The sequence below is a fragment of the Ruania zhangjianzhongii genome (assembly GCF_008000995.1).
In the GTDB taxonomy this organism is placed as follows: domain Bacteria; phylum Actinomycetota; class Actinomycetes; order Actinomycetales; family Beutenbergiaceae; genus Ruania; species Ruania zhangjianzhongii.
This window is the reverse complement of record NZ_CP042828.1, coordinates 1,283,543-1,307,484: the sequence shown is the minus strand read 5'-3', so window position 1 is coordinate 1,307,484 and position 23,942 is coordinate 1,283,543. Positions and strand designations below refer to the sequence as shown.

The window sequence follows — 23,942 nt, the reverse complement described above, 5'->3', positions numbered from 1 at the left end:
CAGGTCAGAGCAGCCCGAGCGAGGCCGCGCAGGCGGGCCACTGGCCCCACCCACTCTGCTGCTGCAGGGTCTGCGCGCGGCTGGTCTGCTCGGCTGCGGACGCTTCGCTCGGCAGGCCGGAGCCGCCGACCGCCTGCCACGTAGGCAGGGAGAACTGGTAGAGGCCGTAGTACCCGTTGCCCGTGTTGGTCGTCGGGTCGCCACCGGACTCACACTCGGCGAGCGCCGCCCAGACACCGCTGCCGGCGTCACCACCGGAGTCGCCGCCGGAATCCTCACTCGAGTCGTCACCGGAGTCCTCGGATCCTCCGGACCCCTCGGAGCTGCCCGAGTCCTCGGAGCTACCGGAATCGCCCGAGTCCCCGGAGTCCTCCTCCGGCTCGGGCTCGGGCTCAGGTGCGGGCCGTTCGGCGGTGCCGACCTCGACCACGCGGTCCTCCGCCCGGGTGGTGACCTCGTTGGAGAGCCGCTTCGTGGAAGAGACCTCACCGTCGACGAGGTGGTCCTGCAACGTGATGGTGCGCTCGCCGTCGCTGCCCTCCTCGACCACGCGGGACTCCCCCTGGTAGAGGTCGTCGGTCTCGCGCTGCACCGTGTCGTACTCGATGTCGCGGGTGCGGGTACGCGTCTCTGTCGTGTGCCGGACCACGGTCACCACCGGGCTTCCGTCCTCACCTACGGTGACGACCGCCTCGTCCCGACCGTTGAGCTCGATCTCGGCGCGGATCAGGACCTCTCCCAGCGTGGCGCTACCGTCCACCTGCACTGTCCGCTCGTCACCGTCCGCGACGATCGTGACCGGGCCGTCGGTGACCAACGGCAGCTCCAGCTCGGTCCGGCCGTCACCGGAGCGGGACGCTTCCAGGGACACGTCGCGGCCGTCACCGAGGAACTGGGCCAGGGCCTCATCAGCGGTGAGGGCGGTGGTCCACACCTGGCTCTGCTCACCGTCGGCAGTGATGGTGATCTGGTCGCCGGTGCGCACCACTACGTCGGACCCGTCGCTGAGCGCCTCTTCAGTGCCCGGCACCACAGAATCGTGCTCGCCGAGGTTGATCCCGGCTTCGTCGAGCAGACCGTCGACCGATCCGGCGAACGTGCTGAACGTATAGGTCTCACCGTCGAGGTCTACCTCCACGGTCTTGTGCGCGGAGGCCACGACGGCCCCGGACCCGGCGAGCAGCAGCACAGTGGCCGCGGCGGTCCCGAGGAGGACACGACGGCGTGCGCGGCGCGGACGGCGCCGCTTGCCGCCGGTCGCAGCTGCGGCCCCGGAGGCTGCCTCGCCCCCGGACGCTGCGTCGTCGTGGGTACCGGCGTCGTCGCTCACGCCGAGAGCGGCGATCCCCGCCGTCTCTGCCTCCGGCTCACTAGCCCCTGGCTCACCAGCCTCCGCCACATCGGGCTCCGCCTCCGGCCCACCGGTGGCCGCCTCGCCGGCAGCGGAGTCGACCGCGGCGGTGTCGCCGGCAGTCCCGCCGAGGTCGAGCTCGGTGGTCTGGTCCAGGTCCGGCTCGTCGGTCGCCTCGATCGGATCGGTCTCGGGGCCGTCAGGGCCCGCAGACGCGTCGGAGCGGCGGAATCGTTCGAAGAAAGACACGGGCTGAAATCCTACGGTCGGGAGGGGAGGGAGCGCGCAGCAGGTGGCTACATCGGGGTAGGACACGCAGGCGAACGTTCGACTGTAACCAGATCGTTACCATCGAGGTCAACTAAATCCGCGAAACCTGTGAGGATCGGCACAACACCCGGCCTGTCATGCCAACGAACGGTCCGTCGTCGGCAATGAATCGGTATAGCCGCCACGTGGTGCGCCGAACCAGTCAGCAGGCCTGGTGAGCCAGGCGGGTGCGCCGAGCCAGTCAGCGGGACCTGTCCGCGGGCCCGACCAGCGGGACCGGTCAGTACCAGCCCACCGACTGCGAGTGGCCCCAGGCGCCGCATGGCGTGCCATACCGGCCGGAGATGTAGTTCAGACCCCAGGTGATCTGGGTGGCCGGGTTGGTGCGGTAGTCGGCACCGGCGGAGGCCATCTTGGAGGCGGGCAGCGACTGCGGGATTCCGTAGGCGCCGGACGAGGGGTTCTGCGCATGCGGGTTCCAGTTGCTCTCCCGCTCCCAGAGCTGGTTGAGGCAGCTCCACTCGCCCGAGCCCCATCCACGGGCGGCGAGCAGCTCCTGCGCGATCGAGCGCGGATCAGTGCCCGAGTAGTCGCCCGACGGGGCGCTGGACTCGCTGTCGGAGGAGTCCGACGACCCCGAAGATTCCGAGGAGTTCGACGAATCGGAGCTCGGGGTGCTCGGCGGCGCGGTGCCCACCAGGACCACCTCGTCGACCGGCTCGGAGACCATGATCTCCGCCTGCACCTCACGCGAGACTTCCTCGCCGTCACGGTACTCGGCGGTGTAGGCGATCACTCGCGAGCCTTCCTGGCCCTCGGTCTCCACCTCCTCGGTCCCACGCGGCAGCGACGATGTCTCCTGCCGCACGGTCTCGTACTCCAGCGTCTCGGTCTCGGTGCCGTACTGGGTACCGACCCGCTCGATGCTGATGTCTGCGCCGTCGGTGGGCACGCTGTTCATCTGCACCGAGACGTTGTCGTCCAGGCCCACCACGATGCCGTTCTCGATCAGCGCATCGGCGACCGTCCCGGCGTTGGACTCGATGTCGTAGGTCTCGCCGTCCACCGTCGCCTGGAACTGCACCGCCGGGCCTGCCTCGTCGAGCAGACCGGCGGGGATGTCGCGAGTGCCGTCACCGCTGCGCGAGGCCTGGTCCCACAGCTCACTGCGGCCGGCGAGATAGGACTGAGCGTCCTCGGCGGACCCACCACCGAACGGGTCGGCGGCATCGGTCTCTGCGGCTCCGCCCGGCTGGTTCGCGGCGAATGCCAACGAGCCCGCCAGAACGACGGCGAGCCCACCGGCGCCGAGAGCGCGGCGCACGGAGCGGGGCAGAGTGGTGGTGACGGGGGCGTCAGCGCGATGGCGTGACGTGGAGTTTGCAGCGGGCACGGAGGAGGGGTCCTGTTCTTGCTGTGTCAAGCCCGGGAGGGACGGGCCAGATGCGACCGTAACCGATTTGTGACCTCGATTTCCAGTACCTGGCCGGAACCTGTGTACGACGTCACGCTCCAGCGACCGTCCGATCGGGCCGATTCGGTGCCCGGACGGGCACCTCTCACCGGCCGCTCTGCACCCCGGGTCACCACGGTCCGTACAGGCTTTCGGCGTTACCGTCGACGGCGGAGCACACCTCGGTCAGGTCCGCTCCCTTGGTCTCGGCGAGGGCGCGCACGGTCGCGGCCGCCACCGAGGGAGCGTTCGGCTGCCCGCGCCACGGGTGCGGAGTCAGGTAGGGCGCGTCGGTCTCCACCAGTAGCTGACTGAGCGGGGTCGCGGCGGCGGCCTGGCGCACCTCCTCGGCGTTGCGGAAGGTCACGCTGCCCGCGAAGGACAGGTAGTAGCCGCGGCGGATGCACTCAGCGGCCATCTCCGCGTCCCCGGAGAAGCAGTGGAACACGGTGGCCTCCGGGGCGCCATCGGCGGCGAGCACCTCGAGCACGTCGGCGTGTGCCTCCCGGTCGTGGATCTGCAGCGGCAGCCCGAGCTCCTTGGCCAGCGCGATGTGCGCCCGGAACGACTCCCGCTGCACTGCCCGGCCCTGCGGTCCGGCGCGGAAGTAGTCCAGCCCGGTCTCCCCCACCGTTCGCACCCGGTCGGCCCGGGCGAGGGCGGCAATCTGCTCGATCGCCTCGGCCAGCGGCACCTCGTGCCGCGGTGCGGGGTCAGGCTCCAGCCCGTCCGGTGCCAGCTCGCGCACGCCGGCGTGCAACACGGCCTCGTTCGGGTGGATCGCGACTCCGGCGACGATCTGCCGGTGCTGCTCGGCCATCGCCACGCTCGGGGCAGCCGAGTCCAGATCGCAGCCGATCTGCACCACCGCCCGGACGCCTACTCGCTCCGCCTGCGCGAGGTGACCGATCAGACCGGGGTCGGCTACGCCGTCGGGCAGGACGCCTGCGATCGCCTCCAGGTGGGTGTGGTTGTCCACCACCGGAACCGGCAGCGGCTCAGCTGCAGGCGGGAAGCCGCGTTCGCGCTTACGCGCCATCGTCGCTCTCCCGCAGCCGGTCCAGCTCCTCCTCCACCACGGACTCATCCAGCTTGGTGAACACCGGAGCCGGCTTCGCGATCGGGGTGCCTGCACGAACCGGACGCGACTCCCACGCCGGGAACTTCTCGTAATCGCCGGTGATCACCGGGTAGTGGCGGCTCTCGTCGTCCAGATCGGTGACCTCCTCGATCCGCGGCTGCGGCGCGAACTCCCCGGTGCCGCCGAGCACCTCGTGCACCTGCTGCGCCGAGTGCGGCAGGAACGGGGAGAGCAGGGTGTTGCAGTCGCTGACCGCCTGGGTGACGGTGTGCAGCACGGTGGCCAGCCGCTCGGGGTCGGACTTGAGCTTCCACGGCTGGGTCTCGGAGACGTACCGGTTCACATCGGCCACCACGTGCATCGCCGCGGCGATCGCGCCGCGCTGCCGGTTGGTCTGGATCTGGGCGCCGATCTCCGCGAACGCGCCCGAGGTGGTGGCGAGCACGTCGCGGTCGGTCTCGGTGAGCTCACCCGGGGTGGGGATCTGACCGAAGTTCTTGTGCACCATCGTGGCGGTGCGATTGACCAGGTTGCCCCAGCCGGCCACCAGCTCGTCGTTGGTGCGCCGGACGAAGGACTCCCAGGTGAAGTCCACGTCCTGGTTCTCCGGGCCGGCAGCGGCCACGTAGTAGCGGAACGCGTCCGGCTGGTACCGAGCGAGCATGTCCCGCACGTAGATCACCAGGCCGCGGGAGGAGGAGAACTTCTTCCCCTCCACGTTCAGGAACTCACTCGAGACCACCTCGGTGGGCAGCTGCAGCTCGCCGTACTCCCCCGCCGCGCCGCCCTTGCTGCCGCGGCCGTCGTAGGCGAGCAGCTCAGCGGGCCAGATCTGGGAGTGGAAGGTGATGTTGTCCTTACCCATGAAGTAGTAGGACTGGGCCTCCGGGCTGGTCCACCAGGCGCGCCAGGCCTCAGGGTCGCCGCTGCGGCGGGCCCACTCGATGCTCGCGGACAGGTACCCGATCACCGCGTCGAACCACACGTACAACCGCTTATTGCCGTTCTCCGCCCAGCCGGGCAGCGGGATCGGGATACCCCAGTCGATATCCCGGGTCATCGCCCGCGGGCGGACATCCTCGAGCAGGTTGCGACTGAAGTTCAGGACGTTCGGGCGCCAGCCGCTGCGGGTCTCCAACCAGCCGGCGAGGGTGTCCACCAGGGCGGGCAGGTCGAGGAAGAAGTGGTTGGACTCGACGAACTTCGGGGCTTCGCCGTTGATCCGGCTGCGCGGGTTCTTCAGGTCGATCGGGTCGAGCTGGTTCCCGCAGTTGTCGCACTGGTCCCCGCGGGCGCCGTCGTAGCCGCAGATCGGGCAGGTGCCCTCGATGAACCGGTCCGGCAGGGTGCGCCCGGTGGACGGCGAGATCGCGCCCATCGTGGTCTGCTCCACCATGTAGCCGTTCTTGTGCACCGTGCGGAACATCTCCTGCACGACGGCGTAGTGGTTGCGCGTCGTGGTCCGAGTGAACAGGTCGTAGGACAAGCCCAAGGAGGTGAGGTCCTCCACGATCACCCGGTTGTACCGGTCCGCCAGCTCCTGCGGGGCGACACCCTCCTGCTCGGCCTGGACCAGGATCGGAGTGCCGTGCTCGTCCGTGCCGGAAACCATCAGCACCTCGTGACCGGCCATCCGCATGTGCCGGCTGAACACGTCGGAGGGGACGCCGAAGCCGGCGACGTGGCCGATGTGCCGTGGGCCGTTGGCGTAAGGCCAAGCCACAGCGGAGAGGATGTGGGTCATGGGATCGATCGTAATGCCCTGCGGCTAGCGGAATCTCCGGTGTCCCAGAGGGCGAACTGGCAGCCGTTATCGTGCCTGGTCGACGTCCGTCTGGCTGAAGTCCTCGCCCTTGAAAAGCAGCGGCACGGACCGCGACCGCATCCGGACCCTGCCGGGCACCGACGACGAGGGCAGCTTCGGTCAGGCTCGCGCCACTGACCAGGCAGACCTCCCGCGACATGATCGCCGCGAACCGTTCCAGGTCGCCCTCACCGAGGACGATCGCCACCAGCGCGGAGGTATCGACCACGATCACGCGGGGATGCCCTGGTCGTCGTAGCCGACAATCTCCTCAGCGCTGGTAACGCAGCATCACCATGTCCTCGGCGCTGAGCATGCCGGTCAGCCGCATCCCGGTGTGCACTGGCGGGGCGTCCCGGGTGATCCGGACCGCATCGCCGCCCTCGAGCAGCGGGCTGATGGTCAGACAGATCTCATCGAGGACACCGGCGCCGGCCAGGGTGCCGAGCAGGCGCGGGCCGCCCTCGGTGAGCATCTGGGACAGGCCCCGAGCCTGCAGGGCGAGGCGCATCGCCGCCGGGTCGAGTTCCTGCGCACCGCACACCACGATCTCGGCAACGTCCGAGAGCCGGGTGCGCTGCGCCGTCGGCGATCCGCCGTGGGTGAAGACCAACGGCCGCACCGGCGCCTCGATGAACACCGGAGAGGACGGGTCCAGGTCGAGCCGGCCGGAGACGATCGCGAACACCGGGTGGTCGCTCAGCCCCTGGGTGCGGCGCCAGGTCACGTCCTCCTGGGTGAGCCGCATCGCCCCGTACCCCTCGGCGCGCACGGTGCCGGCGCCGACGATGATCACGTCCGCGAGCCGGCGCAGCAGATCGAACACCTGCTTGTCCGCGGGCCCGTTCAGCCCGCCGGAGAGGCCCTGGTGGGTGGCGGCGCCGTCGATGCTGGCGATCATGTTCGCACGCAGGTGGGCCCGGCTGCGGTCGGCCACCCGGTAGGTGGCGAGCAGCTCGGCCTCCTCGAATGCTGGCTGTGGGCCTGGCTCGGCCTCCTCGAACGCCGGCTGCGGGCCTGGCTCGGCCTCCTCGGACGGGGGTCGCCGGCCAGACCCGGTCTCCTCGGACGCGCCGTTCCTCATACGTTGTGCCTCAACCATGCGGGCTCCCGCAGCCCGAGCACCGCCTCGGTCATCCGCACCGCGTCCACAGTGGCCGCCACCTCGTGCGCGCGCACGATCCGGGCGCCCCGCTCCACGCACATCGCCGTGGCCGCCAGAGTGCCGGAGACCCGCTCCCCGCGATCGCGGCCCAGGGCCTCCCCGATGAAGTCCTTGTTCGAGAGCGCCACCAGCGTCGGCGGCCCGATCCCGGTGATCTCGTCCAGCCGGCGGACCAGCTCCAGGGAGTGTCGGGTGTTCTTGTTCAGGTCGTGCCCCGGATCGATGATGATCGCCTCCTCCGGCACGCCGGCGTCCAGCGCGAGCTGCACCTGCCGGCCGAGGAACTCGGCCACCTCGGCCACCACATCGGTGTACTGCGGCCGAGGAAGGTGCTGGTGCGGTTCGGCCACCGAGTGCGCAATCACCACGGCAGCCCCGGTCTCGGCGACCACCTCGGCCATCCCCGCCACCCGCAGCCCGGTGGTGTCGTTGACCACGTCCGCACCGGCGGCCACGCACGCCCGGGCCACCTCGGGCCGCTGGGTGTCCACCGAGATCACCACATCACTGGCCGCGCGGACCGCTTCGATCACCCCGAGCACCCGGTCCAGTTCCTCGGCAGGGCTGATCTCGGCGGTGTCCGGGGAGAACGCCATCCCGCCGATATCCACCCAGTCCGCACCTTCGGCCGCGGCACGCAGCGCGGAGTCCACCGCCGCCTGAAGTGCATAGGTGCGGCCGTTGTCATAGAAGGAGTCCGGGGTGCGGTTCACGATCGCCATCACCGCCACCTGGCGGGCGAAGTCGAACTCCCGGGCCCCGATCCGCCGCGGCGGGAGCTGCGCGACGGCAGCCGGTGCGCGCATCAGTCCCGACCCCTCGACTTCACCCCGGCCGCCAGCCGGCGCAACAGCGAGCGTGGCACCAGCCGGGAGGCGGTCGCGATGGCGGCGTACTGGGCGCCGGGCACGCTGAGCACGGTGCCGCGGGCCAGATCGCGCAACGAGGTGGCTACCAGGTGGTCGGCGTCCACGTACAGCCAGTCCGGGGTGCGGCGCATGTCGATCCCGGCCGACTCGTGGAACTCGGTGCGCACAAAACCCGGGCAGAGCGCCTGTACCCGCACCCCGGTACCGGCCAGATCGGCTGCCAGCCCCTCGGTGAAGCTGATCACCCAGGCCTTGCTGGCCGAGTAGGTGCTGCCTCGCCCGGGGAGCAGCCCCGCGATCGACGCGATGTTGATGATCGCACCGGCGCCGCGGGCCGTCAGGCTCGGCAGCACCGCGTGGCTCAGCCGGAGCACGGCCTCGACGTTCACCCGCAGCTGACCGCTGAGCTCGTCGATCCCGGCCTCGCCGAACTCCTTGCCCACGGACAGGCCGGCATTGTTCACCAGCGTGTGCACATCACCGGTGCGCAGTCGCTCGGCCACCGCCTCGATACCGGCCTCGGTGCCCAGGTCCGCACCGAGCACCTCCACCTCGGGGGCGCCCATCGCGTGGCACTCGGCCGCCACCTGCTCGAGCCGGCCGGTGCGGCGGGCTACCAGCACCAGGCTGAGGCCTCGCTGAGCGAGATGGCGGGCGAAGGTCAGTCCGATCCCGGAGGAGGCACCGGTGACGAGGGCGGTCGGCATGGCCTCAGCGTAGTTGGCGTGGCACAGTGACTGTATGGCTTCGCGCGCGCTGCTGGTGGTCGATGTTCAGCCCACGTTCTGCGAGGGTGGCGCGCTCGCTGTGGACGGAGGGAACGCCGTCGCCGAGGCAATCGCCGGGTATGCGGCCAACCACCGGAACAGCTATGACCTGGTGGTGACCACCCAGGACTGGCACATCGACCCCGGTGCGCATTTCTCCGAGACTCCGGACTTCGTCGACACCTGGCCGCCGCACGGGGTGGCGGGCACACCGGAGGCGGAGCTGCACCCGGCGCTGGCCCACCTCGCCCCGGATGCGTCGGTGAAGAAGGGGGCGTACGCCGCGGCGTACTCGGGTTTCGAGGGTGTGGACGACGGCGGAGCCTCCTTGGCACAGATCCTCACCCGGGCCGGGGTCACCGAGGTGGACGTGGTGGGCATCGCCGAGTCGCACTGTGTGAAGGAGACCGCGTTGGATGCCGTCGCCGAAGGGCTGGGCACCCGGGTGCTGGGCGATCTGACCGTGCCGGTCACCGCGGAGCAGGGTGCGGTAGCGCGCGAGGCGATGGCGGCCGCGGGGGTCCGGATCATCCGCTCCACGGACGGCTGAGACGGGTCCTTCTGCCCATCGCTCTTCGGGCCCGCGCCCTCTACGCTGAGCGCTTGTGACCACACCCGCCCCAGCCCCAGACCAGACCCCACCACCGGCCGTGCCGTACTCGCCGGTCGATGCCACCCCGGCGCCCGGCTACGACGTACCCCCTGCCGACGCCACCCCGGCGCCCGGCTACGACGCCACCCCGGCCCCGGCCCCGGCCCCGGCTCCGGCTCCGGCCACCAGCTACGGCGTACCGCCTGCCGACTATGGCCCGCCCTCTCCCGCCGATCCGCGCCGCGAGGCGAGCCGGTGGCACGGGCTGACCTCGTACTGGGTGACCTACCCGGCAGGCTTCGGACTGATCGGCCTGGCGCTGTCCGCGGTGCTGCCGTTCCTCAGCCAGAGCGGAGCCGCGGTGCAGGCCGCTCTCGCCGGCGCCGGGTTCATCGTGCTCGGCGTAGCGATCTACGCCGAGATCCTGGTGGGACTGCTGTACCTGGTGCGCAAGATCGACTTCGAGGGCATGGGCAAGCTCGTCTGGTTGGTCGGCACCGCCCTGTTCGCCGGGTTGGCCTATGTCTCCTGCCTGGCCATGGGCATCGATCCGTGGCTGCTGACCATCGTGGCAATCTTCGCCGGTATGGTCACGTTGCCTGTCGGCCAGTGGATCGCCCGCACCGTGCTGCACCGGCGCCGAGTGCCGACGCTGATCTGCCTCGCGATCTGCGCGATCTTCGTGGTGATCTCGCTGGCGATGCTGCCGATGTCGCTGGGGGCCTGAGCATCGGTTGGTGGGCGGGGTCAGCTGGCGCACTCAGCGGGCGCGCAGCGCGGCCTCGTACAGCTCCCGGCGGCTGACCCCCGCACGCACCGACACCTGGGCCGTGGCCTCTTTCAGCCGCTGCCCCTCAGCGGTCCGGCGCAGCACCTCGGCCACCAGGTCCTCGACCTGCGGCGGGGCGGGGTCGGCGCCGGCCACCACGATGCTCAGCTCACCGCGCACCTGCCCGGCCGCCCAGTCGACGAGCTCGGCCAGCGGCCCGCGGCGGATCTCCTCATAGGTCTTGGTGAGTTCCCGGCAGACCGCCGCGTCCCGGTCCGCGCCGAACGCCGCCGCCATCGCTGCCAGCGCGGCGGCGATCCGGTGCGGGGACTCGAAGAAGATCATCGTGCGCCGCTCCTCGGCGAGCTCGGCCAGCATCCGGTCCCGCTCCCCCGGCTTGCGGGGCAGGAAGCCCTCGAAGCAGAACCGGTCACTGGGTAGCCCGGAGAGTGCCAGCGCGGTCAGCGCAGCACTGGGCCCGGGGGCGGCGGTCACTCGGACACCGGCCTCGGCGGCGGCCCGGACCAACCGGAACCCGGGATCGGAGACGGCGGGCATCCCGGCATCGGTGACCACGAGCACTGTGCCGCCGTCCGCGGCGACCTGGAGCACGGCGTCGGCCCGGGCCTGTTCGTTGTGCTCGTGGTAGCTGAGCACCCGGGCACTGACCTGCACGCCGAGCCGACTGGCCAGCGCGCGCAGCCGCCGGGTGTCTTCGGCGGCGATCAGGTCGGCTTCGCCGAGCAGACGGACGAGCCGGGCCGAGGCGTCCTCGACGTCACCGATCGGGGTGGCGGCGAGCACGATGACACCAGCGCCGGTCCGGTCACTCACGCCGCCCCTCCGTCCGTGACCGTCGCCGCGGCGCTCCGCCTGATCACAGTGCCGCCTTCATCGCCCGGTCCCGCTCCCGGCGGTAGCATGCGCCGCACAGCGACTCGTAGCTGATCACATCCTCGCCGTCGATCGCGACGGCGTCCCCCTCGAACACGAAGTTGTCCCCGGACCGGCGGCAGTTGAACTCTGCCTGCGAACCGCAGCGGCACATCGTCGGCAGCTTCTCGAAGTTGTCGGCCAGCTCGAACAGCCGCCGCGAGCCCGGAAACACCCGGGCGAGGAAATCGGTGCGCAGGCCGTAGCAGATCACGCTGATCCCGTCCCGCTTCGCCACGTCGAAGAGCTGGTCGATCTGCTCCTCCTCGAGGAACTGGGCCTCGTCCACCAGCACGCAAGAGACGGTGGCCAGCTCGTCCTCCGAGGGATTCCACAGCCCCGCGAATGCCCCGCTGCCCTCCTGCGCCTGCAGGATCAGGGCCCGCAGATCATCGCCGGCGTGGGCGAGGATGTCTACCGCCCGAGAAGCCCCGCCGCGGGCCACGACTGCGGAATCGGACTTCGTGTCGGTCGCAGGTTTCACGACCACGATCCGCAGGCCCCGCTCCTGATAGTTGTACGCCGTCTTGATCAGGGTGTCGGACTTGCCACTGTTCATCGCGCCGTACTTGAAATGGAGCTTGGCCACGCTCTCCTCCCTCCGCTGCCGTCAACGCGAGGCACAGCCTATCGGCGCCCCGGGCGGGCGCGGACCCGGCCGGGGCGCCGATCTCGGTCGAGGCCGATCCTGCCAGCGCACGCCCATACACTGTCCGGCGTGAGAGCAGAGGGCCCTCAGGGGGAGTCGGCACGCGCAACCGAGGTCACGCCGTCGGCCCGGAACGCTCCTGATGCTGTACCGCCGGGTTCGGTAACCCCAGGCACCCTCGCCACGGCCCGGCACTCGGCCGGCGCCCCGGACCGGTGGCAGCAACTACGCAGGTTGGCCGGCCGTCCCGATCTCCCGAACACCCATACCAGCGCCGCCGAGATCCGGTCCGCACTGCACGATCGGCTCCTCTCCCCCGCCCCCGGCTCCCGGCTCTGGGGCTGGATCGGGGCTCTGCTGGTGACGGCGGTGGCCGGTGTGCTCCGGCTGGTGCACCTGGAACGGCCGGCCCGGCTGGTCTTCGACGAGACCTACTACGTCAAGCAGGCCTACTCCCTGCTGACGCTGGGTTACGAGGGGGACTGGAACGAGGAGCCGGACGAGAACTTCGCCGCCGGCGACTTCTCCGACCTCAACCGCACCGCCGACTACGTGGTGCACCCGAGCGTCGGCAAATGGATGATCGCCATCGGGATGCGCCTGCTTGGCCCAGAGAACCCGTGGGGCTGGCGGATCAGTGCCGCAGTGATCGGCACCCTGTCCGTGCTGCTCCTCGCCCGGATCGCCCGCCGGCTGTTCTCCTCGAACCTGCTCGGTTGCACCGCCGCCCTGCTGCTCGCAGTGGACGGTGCGCACATCTCCCTCTCCCGGGTCTCGATCCTGGACATCTTCCTGCAGTTCTGGATCCTGGCCGGCTTCGCGGCCCTGCTGCTGGACCGGGAATCACACCGAAGACGGCTCGCTCACCTGGCCGCGGACGAGTTGGCCACCCGCGGTTCCTATGCCGACCCGTGGGGCCCGAAAGCGGGACTGCGCGGCTGGCTGCTGGTGGCCGGGGTGTGCCTGGGCCTGGCCAGCGGGGTGAAGTGGTCCGGGATCTATGCCCTCGCCGTGTTCGGGCTGGTGGCCGTCGCGTGGTCGATCACCGCGCGGCGGGAGGTGTCCGTACGGCTGTGGGCCGGTGCCGGGCTGATCAGGGACGGCGCCCGGGCGTTCTTCGTGCTCGTCCCCACTGCGGCGGCGGTGTACGTCCTCACCTGGCTGCCCTGGTGGCTGAACCCGAACTCCTACAACCGGCAGTGGGCCAGCGAGGTGAACGCCGTCGCCGACGTTCCACAACGCACCTGGATGCCGGACTGGCTGAACTCCTGGTGGGAGTACCACCTGAAGATGTGGGACTTCCACAACAACCTGGACTCCGAGCACACCTACATGTCCCACCCGCTCGGCTGGCTGGTGCAGTGGCGGCCCACCTCGTTCGCCTGGCGAGATGTCGAGGACGGCACCTCGATGGACCTGTGCGGCGCCAGCCGGTGCGTCGGGGCAATCTCGTCCGTGGGCAACCCGGTCCTGTGGTGGGGCGGAGCGCTCGCGCTGCTGCTGGTGCTCTGGCTGGCCGTGCGGCACCGGGACTGGCGCGCCTGGGCGGTCCTGGCCGGGTACGGGGCGACGTATCTTCCCTGGTTCGCCTATACCGACCGCACCATCTTCACCTTCTACACGGTGGCGCTGGCGCCGTTCGTGGCGCTGACCCTCACCTTCGCGATCGCGACGCTGTGGGGCAGGCCCAGCTGGCCCCTGCGCGAGCGACGACCGGGTATCTGGACGGCTGCCGGCATCGTCGTGCTGGCTGTGCTGGTGGCCGCGTTCTACTGGCCGATCTGGTCCAACCAGTGGGTGCCGTACTGGTTCTGGCGGCTGCACATGCTGCTGCCGAGCTGGGTCTGATCCCGCGCGCTCGCCGCCAGCGCTCAGTGGTCGGCGAACTCCGGCATGCCGAAGTGCGCGGTGTCCGGGTTTCCGCCGTAGCGGGTGCCGGAGTCCACGGTCTCGATCTGCGCCAGGTCCTCGGCCGTGAGCCTCACCTTGGGCGCCTGGAAGTTCTCTGCGATCCGCGACGGCGTCACGGACTTGGGGATCACCACGTTGCCGACCTGCAGGTGCCAGGCAAGCACGACCTGAGCCACAGTGGCCTCGTGCCGCTGGGCGATCTGGGCCAGCACCGGGTCGTTCAGCAGCCCGTGCCCCGACCCCAGCGGGGACCATGCCTCGGTGACGATCTGGTGGGAGGAGTTGATCCCGCGCATCTCGTTCTGCTGCAGGTAGGGGTGCACCTCGATCTGGTTCAGCACGGGAGTCACGCCGGTCTCGTCGATGATCCGGTCCAGGTGCGCGCGGTGGAAGTTGGAGACGCCGATCGATCGCACCCGTCCGGATTCGGCCAGCGCCACGAACGCCTTCCAGGACTCGGCGTACAGCTCGGCGCGCGGGCACGGCCAGTGGATCAGGTACAGGTCCAGAGTCTCCAGGCCGAGCTTGTCCATCGAGACGTCGAAGGCACGCAGCGTGGCCTCATACCCCTGATCGGGGTTGTTCAGCTTGGTGGTGACGAACAGCTCGTCCCGCGGGAGGCCGGACGCGGCGATCGCGCGACCCACGCCCGCCTCGTTGCCGTAGTCGGCAGCGGTGTCGATCAGCCGGTAGCCCACCCGGAGCGCCTCGGCGGTGGCGGTCTCCGCCTCGTCGTCCGGCACGCGCCAGACGCCGTAACCGAGCTGGGGGATCTCGTTACCGTCGCGCAGCGCGACGCGGGGAATAGTCGTCTCAGTCACGCACCTCACCCTAACGACTCCCGCCGCTGCGGACCGGCCCATTCCGCTAGTCGGTCCCTGCGGGCGGTGCGCCGGCCGCAGGGACACCCGCGAACCGCGCGGCCGCCCGACCAGTAGTCTTGCCAACGTCTAGTTGGACGGAGGGCCGGATGGACGAGCGACCGTACCACCACGGAAACCTGCGCCGCGCGCTACTGGCAGCGGCGGTGGATGTGGTCGAAGAGAGCGGAACGGCAGCGGTCAGCCTGCGCGATCTGGCACGCCGAGCCGGGGTCTCCCATGCCGCACCTGCGCACCACTTCGCAGACAAGACTGGCCTGCTCACCGCGATGGCAGCCGAAGGCTTCGACCTGTTGGCGGACGAGTTGGAGGCTGCCCATCCGCCGGCCGATATCTACCGGCTGGGTGCCGCCTATGTCTCCTTCGCCACCGGACATCGCGCCCATTTCGACGTGATGTTCCGCCCAGACCTCTATCGCAGCGACGACCCCGCGCTCGTTGCGGCACAGCAACGAGCCGGAGCGGCACTGCGCCATGGCGTCGCCGCACTGCCGCCTGAACGCCGCGGTGCGGATCCGGAACTGGCGCGGATCAGCGCGTGGTCCCTGGTGCACGGCTTCACCACGCTCTGGCTGCAGCAGATGCTGCCTCCCGGCCTCGGCGAGTCGCCGGAGCAGGCCTTTCGCTCCATCTCCACGTTCCTGTTCGGAGCTCACGCCACGCCTGACCGGCCGCAGGACCTCCCGGGCCCACGCCACGCCTGACCGGCCGCAGGACCTCCCGGGCCCACGCCACGCCTGACTGACACCACCGCCCAGGCAACTTGTCATTGACAAGTTTCTCATCTCACTCCTAGTCTTGTCAGTGACAAGATTGCTCGTTGGCCTAGTGAGGTGTGTGGAGATGGCCCCGCTGATCGCCCTGGTAGCAGTGACCGGCGTGCTGCTGATCCTCGGTCGGGCCCGGTGGCGGCCACAGCTGCGGAGCGTGCCCCTGGCGCTGCGCGGCGGGCTGGCCGCGATGTTCGCCATGACCGGCATCTCGCACTTCGTCGGTATGCGCGCCGACCTGGTCGCAATGGTGCCGGCGTGGGTCCCGGCGCCCGATCTGATCATCACCCTGACCGGCATCGCGGAGATCGCCGGGGCGGTGGGGCTGCTCTGGTCCCGGACGGTGCTGCCCGCCTCCGCCGGCCTGACCCTGCTCCTCGTGGTGATGTTTCCGGCCAACGTGCACCTTGCCCTCACTGGCGCCGACCTGCCGTGGTGGGACCAGCTCGTTCCCCGAACGATCCTCCAGGTCCTCTTCCTCGGCGCGACCGGCACTGTGCTGGGGCACCGGTGGCGCACGCACCGGCAGTCAGCTACCGCCCGCACCGCGGTCGCTAGAATCGGTGCTCCACACCTTCAGGAGCAACGATGACCCTGACCATGCGCACCACCCTCGCTGCTCGCGGCCCGGCCGCCGCGATCGTGCTCACCGACGACCAGGTCGCCGAGCTCGGCACGGCGAAGACCGCACCGGTGACCGTGACCATCGCCGGCAGGACCGCCCGACTCCGGCTGGCCCGGATGGGTGGTGAGAATCTGATCGGGATGAGCAAGGCGGCCCGCGCCCAGCTCGGCGTGCAGACCGGTGACGAGGTGGAGGCGGCGATCGCACCGGACCAGGCCGAGCGCACTGTCGACCTGCCCGGCGAGCTGTCCGACGCCCTCACCGGCGCCGGACTGACCGAGGCGTTCGCCGGCTGGTCCTACAGTCGCCGCAAGGAGTCCGCCCGCAGCGTCGCCGAGGCGAAGGCTGCCGAGACCAAGGCCCGACGGGTGGCGAAGGTGCTCGACCAGCTCGGCGGCTGAGTGCGTGGGCCCTCACCCAGGCGGGGGCCCCGCGGTCTCTCCGGCGACCAGCTCCACCGGCAGCATCGTGTGCGCCGGCACCTCCTCACCGCGCAGCAAGGCGGTGACCAGCTCGCCTGCCCGGCGGCCACGCTCGTGCAGAGGCTGGCGGACGGTGCTGAGGGTCCGACCCAACCACGGCATCTCGACGCCGTCGAAGCCGGTCACCGTCACGTCCTCGGGAACCCGCAAGCCCAGCTGCGCTGCCGCACCGAGCGCTCCAGCTGCGAGCTGGTCGTTCTGGGCGAGCAACGCCGTCGGGCGGTCGCCGATCTCGAGCAACCGCAACGCAGCAGCGGCACCGGCGGCGGAGTCACGCCCGCCTGCCTCGACCCGGACAGCGCCGGGGAAGACACGCTGTACCGCTTCGAGCCGGCCGCGGATCGTCCGGTTGACGATCTCGCCGAGCCGCGCGCCGACAGGCTCGGTCGGGCCCGGCGCATCGGATCGGCCGAGCCTGGTGGTGCGCATGATGACGCCGACCCGGCGGTGCCCAAGCGCGGCGACATGCTCGGCCATGGCGGTCATCCCACCGACGTCATCGACCTCCACCAGGGTCACGTCCGGCGCATGCGGCCCCTCGATCCCGACGATCGGCACCCCCCGTGCCCGCACCACTGGCAGCAGATCGTCGAACTCCTCACCCCGGGTGGCGAAGACCACGGCATCGACCGGCAGCATCCGCAGCGGCTCGGGCCGGTTCATGACCGGATCGGCCCGCCCGGGGAGGAGCAGCTGGCCGAAACCCTCACCGTCGAGCACATCGGAGAGGCCGTCCATGGTCGCCACCGCCACCGGGTTCTGGAACGCCTGACGCACGCGTTCGGCGATGACGATCCCGACGATCCCGCTGCGGCCGCTGCGCAGCGAGCTGGCGACCGGGTGCGGGCCCTGGTAGCCGACAGCCTCGGCGGCGGCCAGGATCCGGTCCCGGGTGCCCGGTGCGACCCGGTCCTGGCTGCGGAACACCAGGGAGGCGGTCGAGGTGGACACCCCGGCGATCGCGGCGACGTCGGCGATCGTCGCCCGCCCTTGACGTCCACGACCAGGCATCGGCGGTGCCCCTTTCTTCACTCGCACCCTAGCAACGATCGCAACGATGCGATACGCTCCTTCGCACCATGGATCGCAACGTTGCGATGAATTCTCCGGGCACTCCGGGTCTCGTCGCCCGACGTTCACCTGGTGGATACCGCGACGGCTTTCGATTGCAACGATGCGATGTCCGTCGCGTCACTGCTTGCTCCTGACGAAGGGAACACCACCGTGATCACGAAGCGACTTCTGACCGCCGGGCTGGCCGGCTTCTGCGCGGTCGCGCTCACCACCGCCTGCGGGCCTGTCGCCTCGGACGGCTCGGCCGCCGATGCGGCGGGCGGCGACGACGGTGACGCGGCCAGCACCATCACGATCTTCATCTCCGGGGACACCAACCTGCAGGACCTGTGGGAGCAGGGCATCATCCCTGCCTACGAGGAGGCGAACCCCGGTGTGCAGGTGAACGTGACTCTCGACCTGCACGGTGAGCACGACCAGCAGACCGTCGCGAAGCTGATCACCTCGACCGAGGCCGGAGACGATCCGGGCTTCGACCTGGTCGACGCCGGCTTCGTCATCTCCAGTGCTGCCGAGGCCGGAACGATGCTGGAGGTCGGGCCGGACGAGCTCACCGGTCTGGCCGACGTAGCGGAAAACACTGTGACGGCCGGTAAGGGCGTCGGTATCCCCTACCGCGCGTCCTCGGTGCTGCTCGCCTACGACAACGCGGTGGTGGAGACTCCACCGGAGACTCTGGACGAGCTGCTCACCTGGATCGAGGACAACCCCGGTGAGTTCGCTTACAACTCTCCGTCCACCGGTGGCTCCGGCGGTGCGTTCGTCACCACAGTGCTGGACAGCTACCTCTCCGCGGAGGACCAGGAAGCGTTGCGCGTCGGCTATGACGAAGGGCTGCAGGAAGGCTGGACCGAGGGCTTCGACCGGCTCGCCGAGCTCGGCCCCTCGGTCTACCAGGGTGGCGTCTACCCGAACGGCAACTCCCAGGTGCTCGAGCTGCTCGGCGACGGGGCCATCTCGATGGCCCCGGTGTGGAGCGACCAGTTCATCACTGCCGCGGAGAACGGGCTGGTCTCGGAGAACGTGCACTACACCCAGATCAGCGACCCCAGCTTCACCGGCAGCGCCTCCTACCTCGGCATCCCGCGCACCAGCGACAACACCGAGGGGGCGATCGACCTGGCGAACTTCGTCCTCAGCCCGGAGGGGCAGACGATCATCGCCGAGCAGATCTCCGGCTACCCGGTGATCTCGCTCGATCAGCTGCCGGAAGAGATCGTCGAGCAGTTCGCCGATGCCGATCCGACGGCGCTACGGCCGAGCTACTACAGCGAGAACAACGATGACATGAACAACCTCTGGGACCAGCTCGTCCCATGACTGCACTGAAGGAGAAGACCAAGAGGCCAGCCACGGCGGACGCCGGCCGAGCCCGACCGAGCAACGCCGCCCGGCGGGCCGAACGCCGCCGCTCCGCGGTCGGGTTCTCGATGGCGCTGCCGCCGGTGGTGGTGATCGCGCTGTTCGTGGGTCTGCCGGTGCTGCTGGCGATCGGCTTCAGCTTCGGGATGACCGGTGGACTGAACCGGACGGCTGCGATGATCGGTCAGGACGTCTACACGGCACCGGGCCTGTTCACCACTGCGGCCTATGAGCAGCTGTTCGCCGATCCCCGATTCCCGCGCGACCTCGCGGCCACCGTGCTGGTCACCACCGTGACCACGACGGTGACCCTGGCCGTGGCGATCGGCATCGCGGTGCTGCTCCGGCTGCGCGGAGGCTGGGCGGCCTCGCTGCTCTCGGGTCTGGGCGTGGTCCCGCTGTTCATCCCGGTGGTGATCGCGTCCTGGGCGATCCTGACCTTCTACTCCGGTGACGGCTTCCTGCGCAGCCTGTTCGCACAGGTCGGGCTGGACGGGCCGATCTTCGGCTTCACCGTCACCGGGGTGGTGATCGCCTCGATCTGGGTGAACCTGCCGTTCGCGCTGCTGATGGCCGCCTCCGGGATGCAGGCCGTCCCCGATGCCCTCATCGATGCTGCCCGGGACGCTGGCGCCGGCACGCTGACGATCGTGTACCGGATCCTGGTGCCGCTGGCGAGCATCCCGCTGATCATCGCGGGCACCTTTACCGCGATCGGCGTCCTCGGCCAGTTCACCGTGCCGTACTTCACCGGCCCGAACGCCCCGCAGCAGCTCGGTGTGGACATCGCCAAGTACTTCCAGTCCTTCAACCAGCCGCAGCAGGCGGCCGCGATCGCGGTGATCGTCTTCGTGATCGCCTCCGGGGTTGCGGTCCTGTACGTCTGGGCCAACTTCCGTTCCGCCAAGCAGGAAGGACGCGTCTGATGCCGTCGGCCGGCCGCCTGATCGCCGGGAAGATCCTCACCGCCGTGCTGCTCCTGCTGGTCGCGGGATTCATCCTCGGCCCGCTGATCTGGCTCGGGATGCACGCGTTCGCCACCGAGTGGCACTACCCCAACCTGCTCCCCGAGGGACTGACGCTCCAGTGGTGGCGGGTGGTGTTCGCCGAGCCGGAGCTGTTCGGCGCGATGCAGAACACCTTGTTCTTCGCACCGATCACTGTGGCGCTCTCCGCACTGATCTGCCTGCCTGCGGCCTACGCGTTCTCCCGATTCTCCTTCCCCGGCCGCAGGATCTTCCTCATCGGACTGTTCGCCACCAACGCGTTCCCGAAGATGGGCCTGTTCGTCGCGATGGCGACCGTCTTCTATGGCCTGCAGCTGATGGAGACCGCCCTGGGGATCGTCATCGTGCACCTGATGGGCACTGTCGTGTTCATGACCTGGATCCCGGCCGCGGCGTTCTCCTCGGTGCCCCGATCGCTCGAGGAAGCGGCACGCGATGCCGGTGCCGGGAAGATCCGCGTGTTCCTCACCGTGACCCTGCCCCTGGCGATGCCGGGCATCCTGGTCGCCGCGGTGATGTCCTTCCTGGCGTCCTTCGACGAAGCGCAGGGCACCTACCTGGTGGGGGCTCCGTCTTACATGACGATGCCCACCGAGATGTACTCCCTGGTGCTCAACTACCCCAAGCAGGTCGCTGCGGTGTTCGCCATCCTGCTCTCCATCCCGTCCGTGCTCCTTCTGCTGCTGACCCGCCGCCACATCATGGGCGGACAGCTCGCCGAGGGCTTCCAGATCCGTTAGCAACGACCAGATCCGTGAGGACCGACGTGCCACCCACCACCCAGACCACACCGCCGAGCGGGACCGACCACACACCGCCCGGGCTACGGCTGTCCGGGATCACCAAGGTGCTCGGCGGCCGCACGATCGTCGACGACCTCAACCTGGACATCGCCTCCGGTGAGATGGTCTCGCTGCTGGGCCCGTCCGGCTGCGGGAAGACCACCACCCTGCGGCTGATCGCCGGCTTCCTCTATCCCGACGCTGGCGGTGTGCAGGTCGCCGGCACGGACATCACCCGTCTCGGCCCGGAACGGCGCCCGAGCGCGATGGTGTTCCAGAACTACGCGCTCTGGCCGCATATGACGGTGGCCAAGAACGTCGCCTTCCCGCTCAAGGTCGCCCGGGTGCCGCGGGCACAGATCGACCAGCGGGTCGCGGAGGTGCTGGAGATGGTCGGGCTCTCCCACCACGCCAGCTCCCGGCCGGCCCGGATCTCCGGTGGCGAGCAGCAGCGGGCCGCGCTCGCCCGGGCGCTGGTGCAGCGGCCGAAGCTGCTGCTGCTCGACGAGCCGTTGTCCAATCTGGACGCCAAGCTGCGGGTGCGGGTGCGCGAAGAGATCCGGGACATCCAGCAGCGACTCGGGATCACCACCGTGCTGGTCACCCACGACCAGGAGGAGGCGCTGTCCATCTCGGACCGGGTCGCGGTGATGAGCGAGGGGCGGATCGAGCAGGTGTCCACACCAGCCGAGCTGTACCGGGCTCCGGCTACTGAGTTCGTCGCGGGCTTTATCGGCTCCAGCAACCGGATCGCCGCACTTGACCTGGGCGAGGGTGAGCCCGGGGTGGAGTGGATGGTCCGCCCGGAGGACATCCGGATCGACCCGGCCGGGATGCCGGGCGTGGTTACCCGGGTGCTGCCGCACGGGCACTACGCGGAGGTGGTGATCGACGCCAGCGGCACGATGCTGCGCGCATTCGTCACCGGCCAGACCCCGCAACCCGGCGATGAGGTCGGCGTGCGGATCGCCCGCGGTCTTCGCTACACCGACGGCGTGCTGGACGAGACCACGGTGGAGGTGTCGGTGTGAGCAAGTCCGCCGCCCTGCCGCGCGCCGCCAGTGACCGCAGCGGTACCCGCCTGCCCGCGACCGCCCCGCGGATCGTCGCCCATCGTGGCCTACACGCCGAAGGCACCGGCGGAGCCCGGGAGAACACCCTCGCCGCGATCCGTGCCGCCGTAGCCGCCGGCGCCACCTGGATCGAGATCGACGTCCGAGTCAGCCGGGATGGTGCGGTCGTGCTGCTGCACGACGCCACCTTGGAGCGGTTGTGGGGTGACTCGCGTGCAGTCACCGAGGTGACGCTGGCCGAGCTGGGCGAGCTCGGTGGCGGTGACCGGCGGATCCCCCTGCTCACCGAGGCCCTGGACCTGGTGGCCGGCACCGGTGCCACCCTGCTGATCGACATCGACGAACCCTCGGTCGCGCGGCCTGCCGCTCAGGCGGCCGCTGCCGATCCAAGCGGTGCGCAGACCGCCTGGTGCGGCCATCCGGACTCGATGCGCCAGGTCCGCGAGGTGCTGCCGGAGGCAGCGATCTGGACGCCCTGGTACTCCACCGAGCCGCCGGGCGCGGCCGACCTGGTGGGCGTGAGCCTGATCAACGTGCAGCACCTGCTGGTCTCTCCGGCGTTCGTGGACGCCGTGCACGCCCACGGTGTCCAGGTCGCGGTCTGGACAGTCGATGATGCGTCCCAGGCCGCGCACCTGGCCCGGATCGGGGTGGACTCGATCACCACCAACAAGGTGGAGACGATCCAGCACGCCCTACGGCAGGGCACGGTCGATGACCGGTCCCGGCAGGCCGCCGTCGCCCTGGAGCTGGCCGAACAGGCCGCCGAGCTGACCGCACGGGCGCGGCGGGACGGGATCGGCAGCGTCGAGACCAAGACCGGCCCGGCCGATCACGTCACCGAGGTGGACCGGAAGATCGAACGCGGGGTGCGGGCCGCCTTGGGGGCACAGTTCCCCGAGCACGACATCGTCGGCGAGGAGTACGGCGGCACCGGCGACGGCCATCGTCCGTGCTGGTACCTGGACCCGGTCGACGGCACCGCGAACCTGGCGAACGGGTTCCCGTGGACCAGCTTCTCCCTCGCGCTGGTCGAGGACGGCCGGCCGGTCGTGGGGGTGGTGTTCGACCCGGTCGGAGGCACGCTTGAGGGCGCGCCGGCACCGGTGCCCGTGGTGGCCGTGGCGGGGCGCGGCAGCTGGCGCCTCGGGAAACGGCTGACGGCAACCACTGCCCAGGGGGACGATCCGCTCTCCGGGGCGCTGGTGATCACCGAGCTCGACGGCGCCCGGACCTGGCCCGGACTGCACGAGTTGCTCGATGCCCTCGGCGCGCGGCACTGCACGGTACGGATCCCCGGCTCCGGCACAGCCACGCTGGCGGGGATCGCGATGGGGCGCGGCGTCGCGGCGATCATCCACCGGTACAGCCCGATGGACCACGCCGCCGCGGCCCTGGTGGTGCTTGAGGCCGGGGGCGCGGTGCTGGACGAGACCGGACGGCCCAACCCGCACCCGGTCGGTGGCGCCATCGTCGCCGCGGCGGACGCCCGCGCTGCCACATCGCTCTGGGAGCAGTGGCAGGCGGTGCGGTAGCCCCGGCCCGCCCAGTCCCCGGTCAGGCCCGCGGCGCCCACCGCCCTGCGAACTCTCCCGCGCCGGGCGCAGGACCGGGCAGCACACCGGTGGCGGCATCCACGCGGACACCATCCAGAAGGATTGCCAGGTACCGGTGTCGCAGTTCCCGGGTACGGGCAGGTTCCGACGCCCGCACTGCTGTGAGCTGTTCGAACAGCAGGCCCAGGTCTTCCACCCGCAGCTCTGGACGCACTACCCCGGCGCGCATCACCTGGTCGAAGATCTGGGCGGTCAGCTCACTCGCCTGCTCGGCGAGAGCGCCCAGCTGCGCATCGGGAGTGAACGTGCCGGCGAGCTTCACCGTGATGGCGTGCACATCGGCGATGACGATCTCGGTGACGAACGCGACAAAGTCCTGCCAAGGGTCACCGTCGCGAGTGAGCACACCGCGGGCAATCGAGATGAACTCGACGAGACCAGCCACGCACAACTGGCGGAGCAGCTCCTCCTTGCCGGCGTAGCGGTGGTACAAGGCACTGATCCCCACCCCTGCCTCGGCGGCGACCGCCGAGATAGGTGCGCTCGGATCCCGAAGGAACACCGTGCGCGCGGCGGCCAGGATCGCGGCGTCGTTACGCGCGGCCTGCGCCTGCCGCCCGGGCAGCGGCTTCTCGTCCATACCGCCACCCTACCTCTTGTGCGGAATGAATCATTCCGTTACGGTGAAAACTCACCGGAACAGATTGTTCCGTTCC

At 70.1% G+C, this 23,942-nt stretch carries 23 protein-coding genes; 11 read left to right on the top strand and 12 right to left on the bottom strand.

Features of this window, described 5'->3' with window-relative positions:
- Positions 1 to 4 precede the first annotated feature (4 nt).
- The 7 genes from FU260_RS24360 to FU260_RS05995 all read right to left on the bottom strand — a co-directional run bounded on the left by FU260_RS24360 (position 5) and on the right by FU260_RS05995 (position 8,700).
- Positions 5 to 1,600 (bottom strand): resuscitation-promoting factor, encoded by a 1,596-nt coding sequence (locus FU260_RS24360; RefSeq protein ID WP_280527387.1) that lies wholly within the window; start codon positions 1,598 to 1,600, stop codon positions 5 to 7.
- Positions 1,601 to 1,901: 301 nt separating this feature from the next.
- The gene (locus FU260_RS06020) at positions 1,902 to 3,014 is read right to left on the bottom strand and encodes a resuscitation-promoting factor (RefSeq protein ID WP_147916236.1); all 1,113 of its coding nucleotides are present in this window, start codon (positions 3,012 to 3,014) and stop codon (positions 1,902 to 1,904) included.
- Between the two features lie 190 nt (positions 3,015 to 3,204).
- Positions 3,205 to 4,113: a TatD family hydrolase gene (locus FU260_RS06015; RefSeq protein WP_147916235.1), complete on the bottom strand. Its 909-nt coding sequence runs from the start codon at positions 4,111 to 4,113 to the stop codon at positions 3,205 to 3,207.
- The gene (metG, locus tag FU260_RS06010; RefSeq protein ID WP_147916234.1) at positions 4,103 to 5,899 is read right to left on the bottom strand and encodes a methionine--tRNA ligase; all 1,797 of its coding nucleotides are present in this window, start codon (positions 5,897 to 5,899) and stop codon (positions 4,103 to 4,105) included. The genes FU260_RS06015 and metG overlap by 11 nt, the downstream gene beginning before the upstream one ends.
- A 331-nt stretch (positions 5,900 to 6,230) precedes the next feature.
- Positions 6,231 to 7,043, bottom strand: coding sequence for a pyrimidine reductase family protein (locus tag FU260_RS06005; protein WP_168211674.1), 813 nt, complete (start codon positions 7,041 to 7,043; stop codon positions 6,231 to 6,233).
- Entirely contained in the window at positions 7,040 to 7,930 is an 891-nt protein-coding gene (folP, locus tag FU260_RS06000) for a dihydropteroate synthase (RefSeq protein ID WP_147916232.1), read from the bottom strand. The genes FU260_RS06005 and folP overlap by 4 nt, the downstream gene beginning before the upstream one ends.
- Positions 7,930 to 8,700 carry an SDR family NAD(P)-dependent oxidoreductase gene (locus FU260_RS05995; protein WP_147916231.1) on the bottom strand — a complete coding sequence of 257 codons (771 nt, stop codon included), beginning with the start codon at positions 8,698 to 8,700 and terminating at the stop codon, positions 7,930 to 7,932. The genes folP and FU260_RS05995 overlap by 1 nt, the downstream gene beginning before the upstream one ends.
- 34 nt (positions 8,701 to 8,734) lie before the next feature.
- On the opposite strand from FU260_RS05995, the gene FU260_RS05990 reads away from it, so the two are divergent.
- The gene (locus tag FU260_RS05990) at positions 8,735 to 9,310 is read left to right on the top strand and encodes an isochorismatase family protein (protein WP_147916230.1); all 576 of its coding nucleotides are present in this window, start codon (positions 8,735 to 8,737) and stop codon (positions 9,308 to 9,310) included.
- Positions 9,311 to 9,365: 55 nt separating this feature from the next.
- On the top strand, positions 9,366 to 10,079 hold the full coding sequence (locus FU260_RS05985) for a hypothetical protein (protein ID WP_147916229.1): 714 nt from the start codon (positions 9,366 to 9,368) through the stop codon (positions 10,077 to 10,079).
- 33 nt (positions 10,080 to 10,112) lie between these two features.
- Here the strand turns inward: FU260_RS05985 and rsmI are convergent, their stop codons facing one another.
- Positions 10,113 to 10,955 carry a 16S rRNA (cytidine(1402)-2'-O)-methyltransferase gene (gene rsmI, locus FU260_RS05980; RefSeq protein ID WP_147916228.1) on the bottom strand — a complete coding sequence of 281 codons (843 nt, stop codon included), beginning with the start codon at positions 10,953 to 10,955 and terminating at the stop codon, positions 10,113 to 10,115.
- 43 nt (positions 10,956 to 10,998) lie between these two features.
- Positions 10,999 to 11,643 carry a thymidine kinase gene (locus FU260_RS05975; protein WP_147916227.1) on the bottom strand — a complete coding sequence of 215 codons (645 nt, stop codon included), beginning with the start codon at positions 11,641 to 11,643 and terminating at the stop codon, positions 10,999 to 11,001.
- Between the two features lie 129 nt (positions 11,644 to 11,772).
- Between FU260_RS05975 and FU260_RS05970 the strand changes: the two genes are divergently transcribed.
- The gene (locus tag FU260_RS05970; RefSeq protein ID WP_168211673.1) at positions 11,773 to 13,551 is read left to right on the top strand and encodes a dolichyl-phosphate-mannose--protein mannosyltransferase; all 1,779 of its coding nucleotides are present in this window, start codon (positions 11,773 to 11,775) and stop codon (positions 13,549 to 13,551) included.
- A 23-nt stretch (positions 13,552 to 13,574) separates the two neighbouring features.
- Here FU260_RS05970 and FU260_RS05965 read toward each other — a convergent pair whose 3' ends face one another.
- Complete coding sequence (locus FU260_RS05965; protein WP_147916225.1) at positions 13,575 to 14,477, bottom strand: aldo/keto reductase; 903 nt, start codon at positions 14,475 to 14,477, stop codon at positions 13,575 to 13,577.
- A 107-nt stretch (positions 14,478 to 14,584) separates the two neighbouring features.
- Here FU260_RS05965 and FU260_RS05960 point away from each other — a divergent pair, with 107 nt between their 5' ends.
- The 3 genes from FU260_RS05960 (at position 14,585) to FU260_RS05950 (ending at position 16,291) form a co-directional block, all read left to right on the top strand.
- Positions 14,585 to 15,199, top strand: coding sequence for a TetR/AcrR family transcriptional regulator (locus FU260_RS05960; protein WP_147916224.1), 615 nt, complete (start codon positions 14,585 to 14,587; stop codon positions 15,197 to 15,199).
- Positions 15,200 to 15,338: 139 nt separating this feature from the next.
- Positions 15,339 to 15,857, top strand: a complete 519-nt coding sequence (locus tag FU260_RS05955; RefSeq protein ID WP_147916223.1) for a DoxX family protein — start codon at positions 15,339 to 15,341, stop codon at positions 15,855 to 15,857.
- A complete protein-coding gene (locus FU260_RS05950) occupies positions 15,854 to 16,291 on the top strand; it encodes a DUF1905 domain-containing protein (RefSeq protein WP_147916222.1) in 438 nt (145 codons plus the stop codon). Before FU260_RS05955 ends, FU260_RS05950 begins: the two co-directional genes overlap by 4 nt.
- Positions 16,292 to 16,303: 12 nt before the next feature.
- Here the strand turns inward: FU260_RS05950 and FU260_RS05945 are convergent, their stop codons facing one another.
- Entirely contained in the window at positions 16,304 to 17,383 is a 1,080-nt protein-coding gene (locus tag FU260_RS05945; RefSeq protein ID WP_147916221.1) for a LacI family DNA-binding transcriptional regulator, read from the bottom strand.
- Positions 17,384 to 17,551: 168 nt separating this feature from the next.
- Between FU260_RS05945 and FU260_RS05940 the strand changes: the two genes are divergently transcribed.
- From FU260_RS05940 to FU260_RS05920, 5 genes are read left to right on the top strand one after another with little or no spacing between them, the layout of a single operon-like run.
- Positions 17,552 to 18,766, top strand: coding sequence for an extracellular solute-binding protein (locus tag FU260_RS05940; RefSeq protein WP_147916220.1), 1,215 nt, complete (start codon positions 17,552 to 17,554; stop codon positions 18,764 to 18,766).
- Positions 18,763 to 19,734 (top strand): ABC transporter permease, encoded by a 972-nt coding sequence (locus FU260_RS05935; protein WP_147916219.1) that lies wholly within the window; start codon positions 18,763 to 18,765, stop codon positions 19,732 to 19,734. The genes FU260_RS05940 and FU260_RS05935 overlap by 4 nt, the downstream gene beginning before the upstream one ends.
- Complete coding sequence (locus tag FU260_RS05930) at positions 19,734 to 20,555, top strand: ABC transporter permease (RefSeq protein WP_147916218.1); 822 nt, start codon at positions 19,734 to 19,736, stop codon at positions 20,553 to 20,555. The genes FU260_RS05935 and FU260_RS05930 overlap by 1 nt, the downstream gene beginning before the upstream one ends.
- 14 nt (positions 20,556 to 20,569) lie before the next feature.
- The gene (locus FU260_RS05925; protein ID WP_328592992.1) at positions 20,570 to 21,628 is read left to right on the top strand and encodes an ABC transporter ATP-binding protein; all 1,059 of its coding nucleotides are present in this window, start codon (positions 20,570 to 20,572) and stop codon (positions 21,626 to 21,628) included.
- Positions 21,625 to 23,205 (top strand): inositol monophosphatase family protein, encoded by a 1,581-nt coding sequence (locus FU260_RS05920; protein WP_147916217.1) that lies wholly within the window; start codon positions 21,625 to 21,627, stop codon positions 23,203 to 23,205. Before FU260_RS05925 ends, FU260_RS05920 begins: the two co-directional genes overlap by 4 nt.
- A 22-nt stretch (positions 23,206 to 23,227) precedes the next feature.
- On the opposite strand, the gene FU260_RS05915 is transcribed toward FU260_RS05920, so the two are convergent.
- Positions 23,228 to 23,866, bottom strand: a complete 639-nt coding sequence (locus FU260_RS05915) for a TetR/AcrR family transcriptional regulator (protein ID WP_147916216.1) — start codon at positions 23,864 to 23,866, stop codon at positions 23,228 to 23,230.
- Positions 23,867 to 23,942 lie beyond the last annotated feature (76 nt).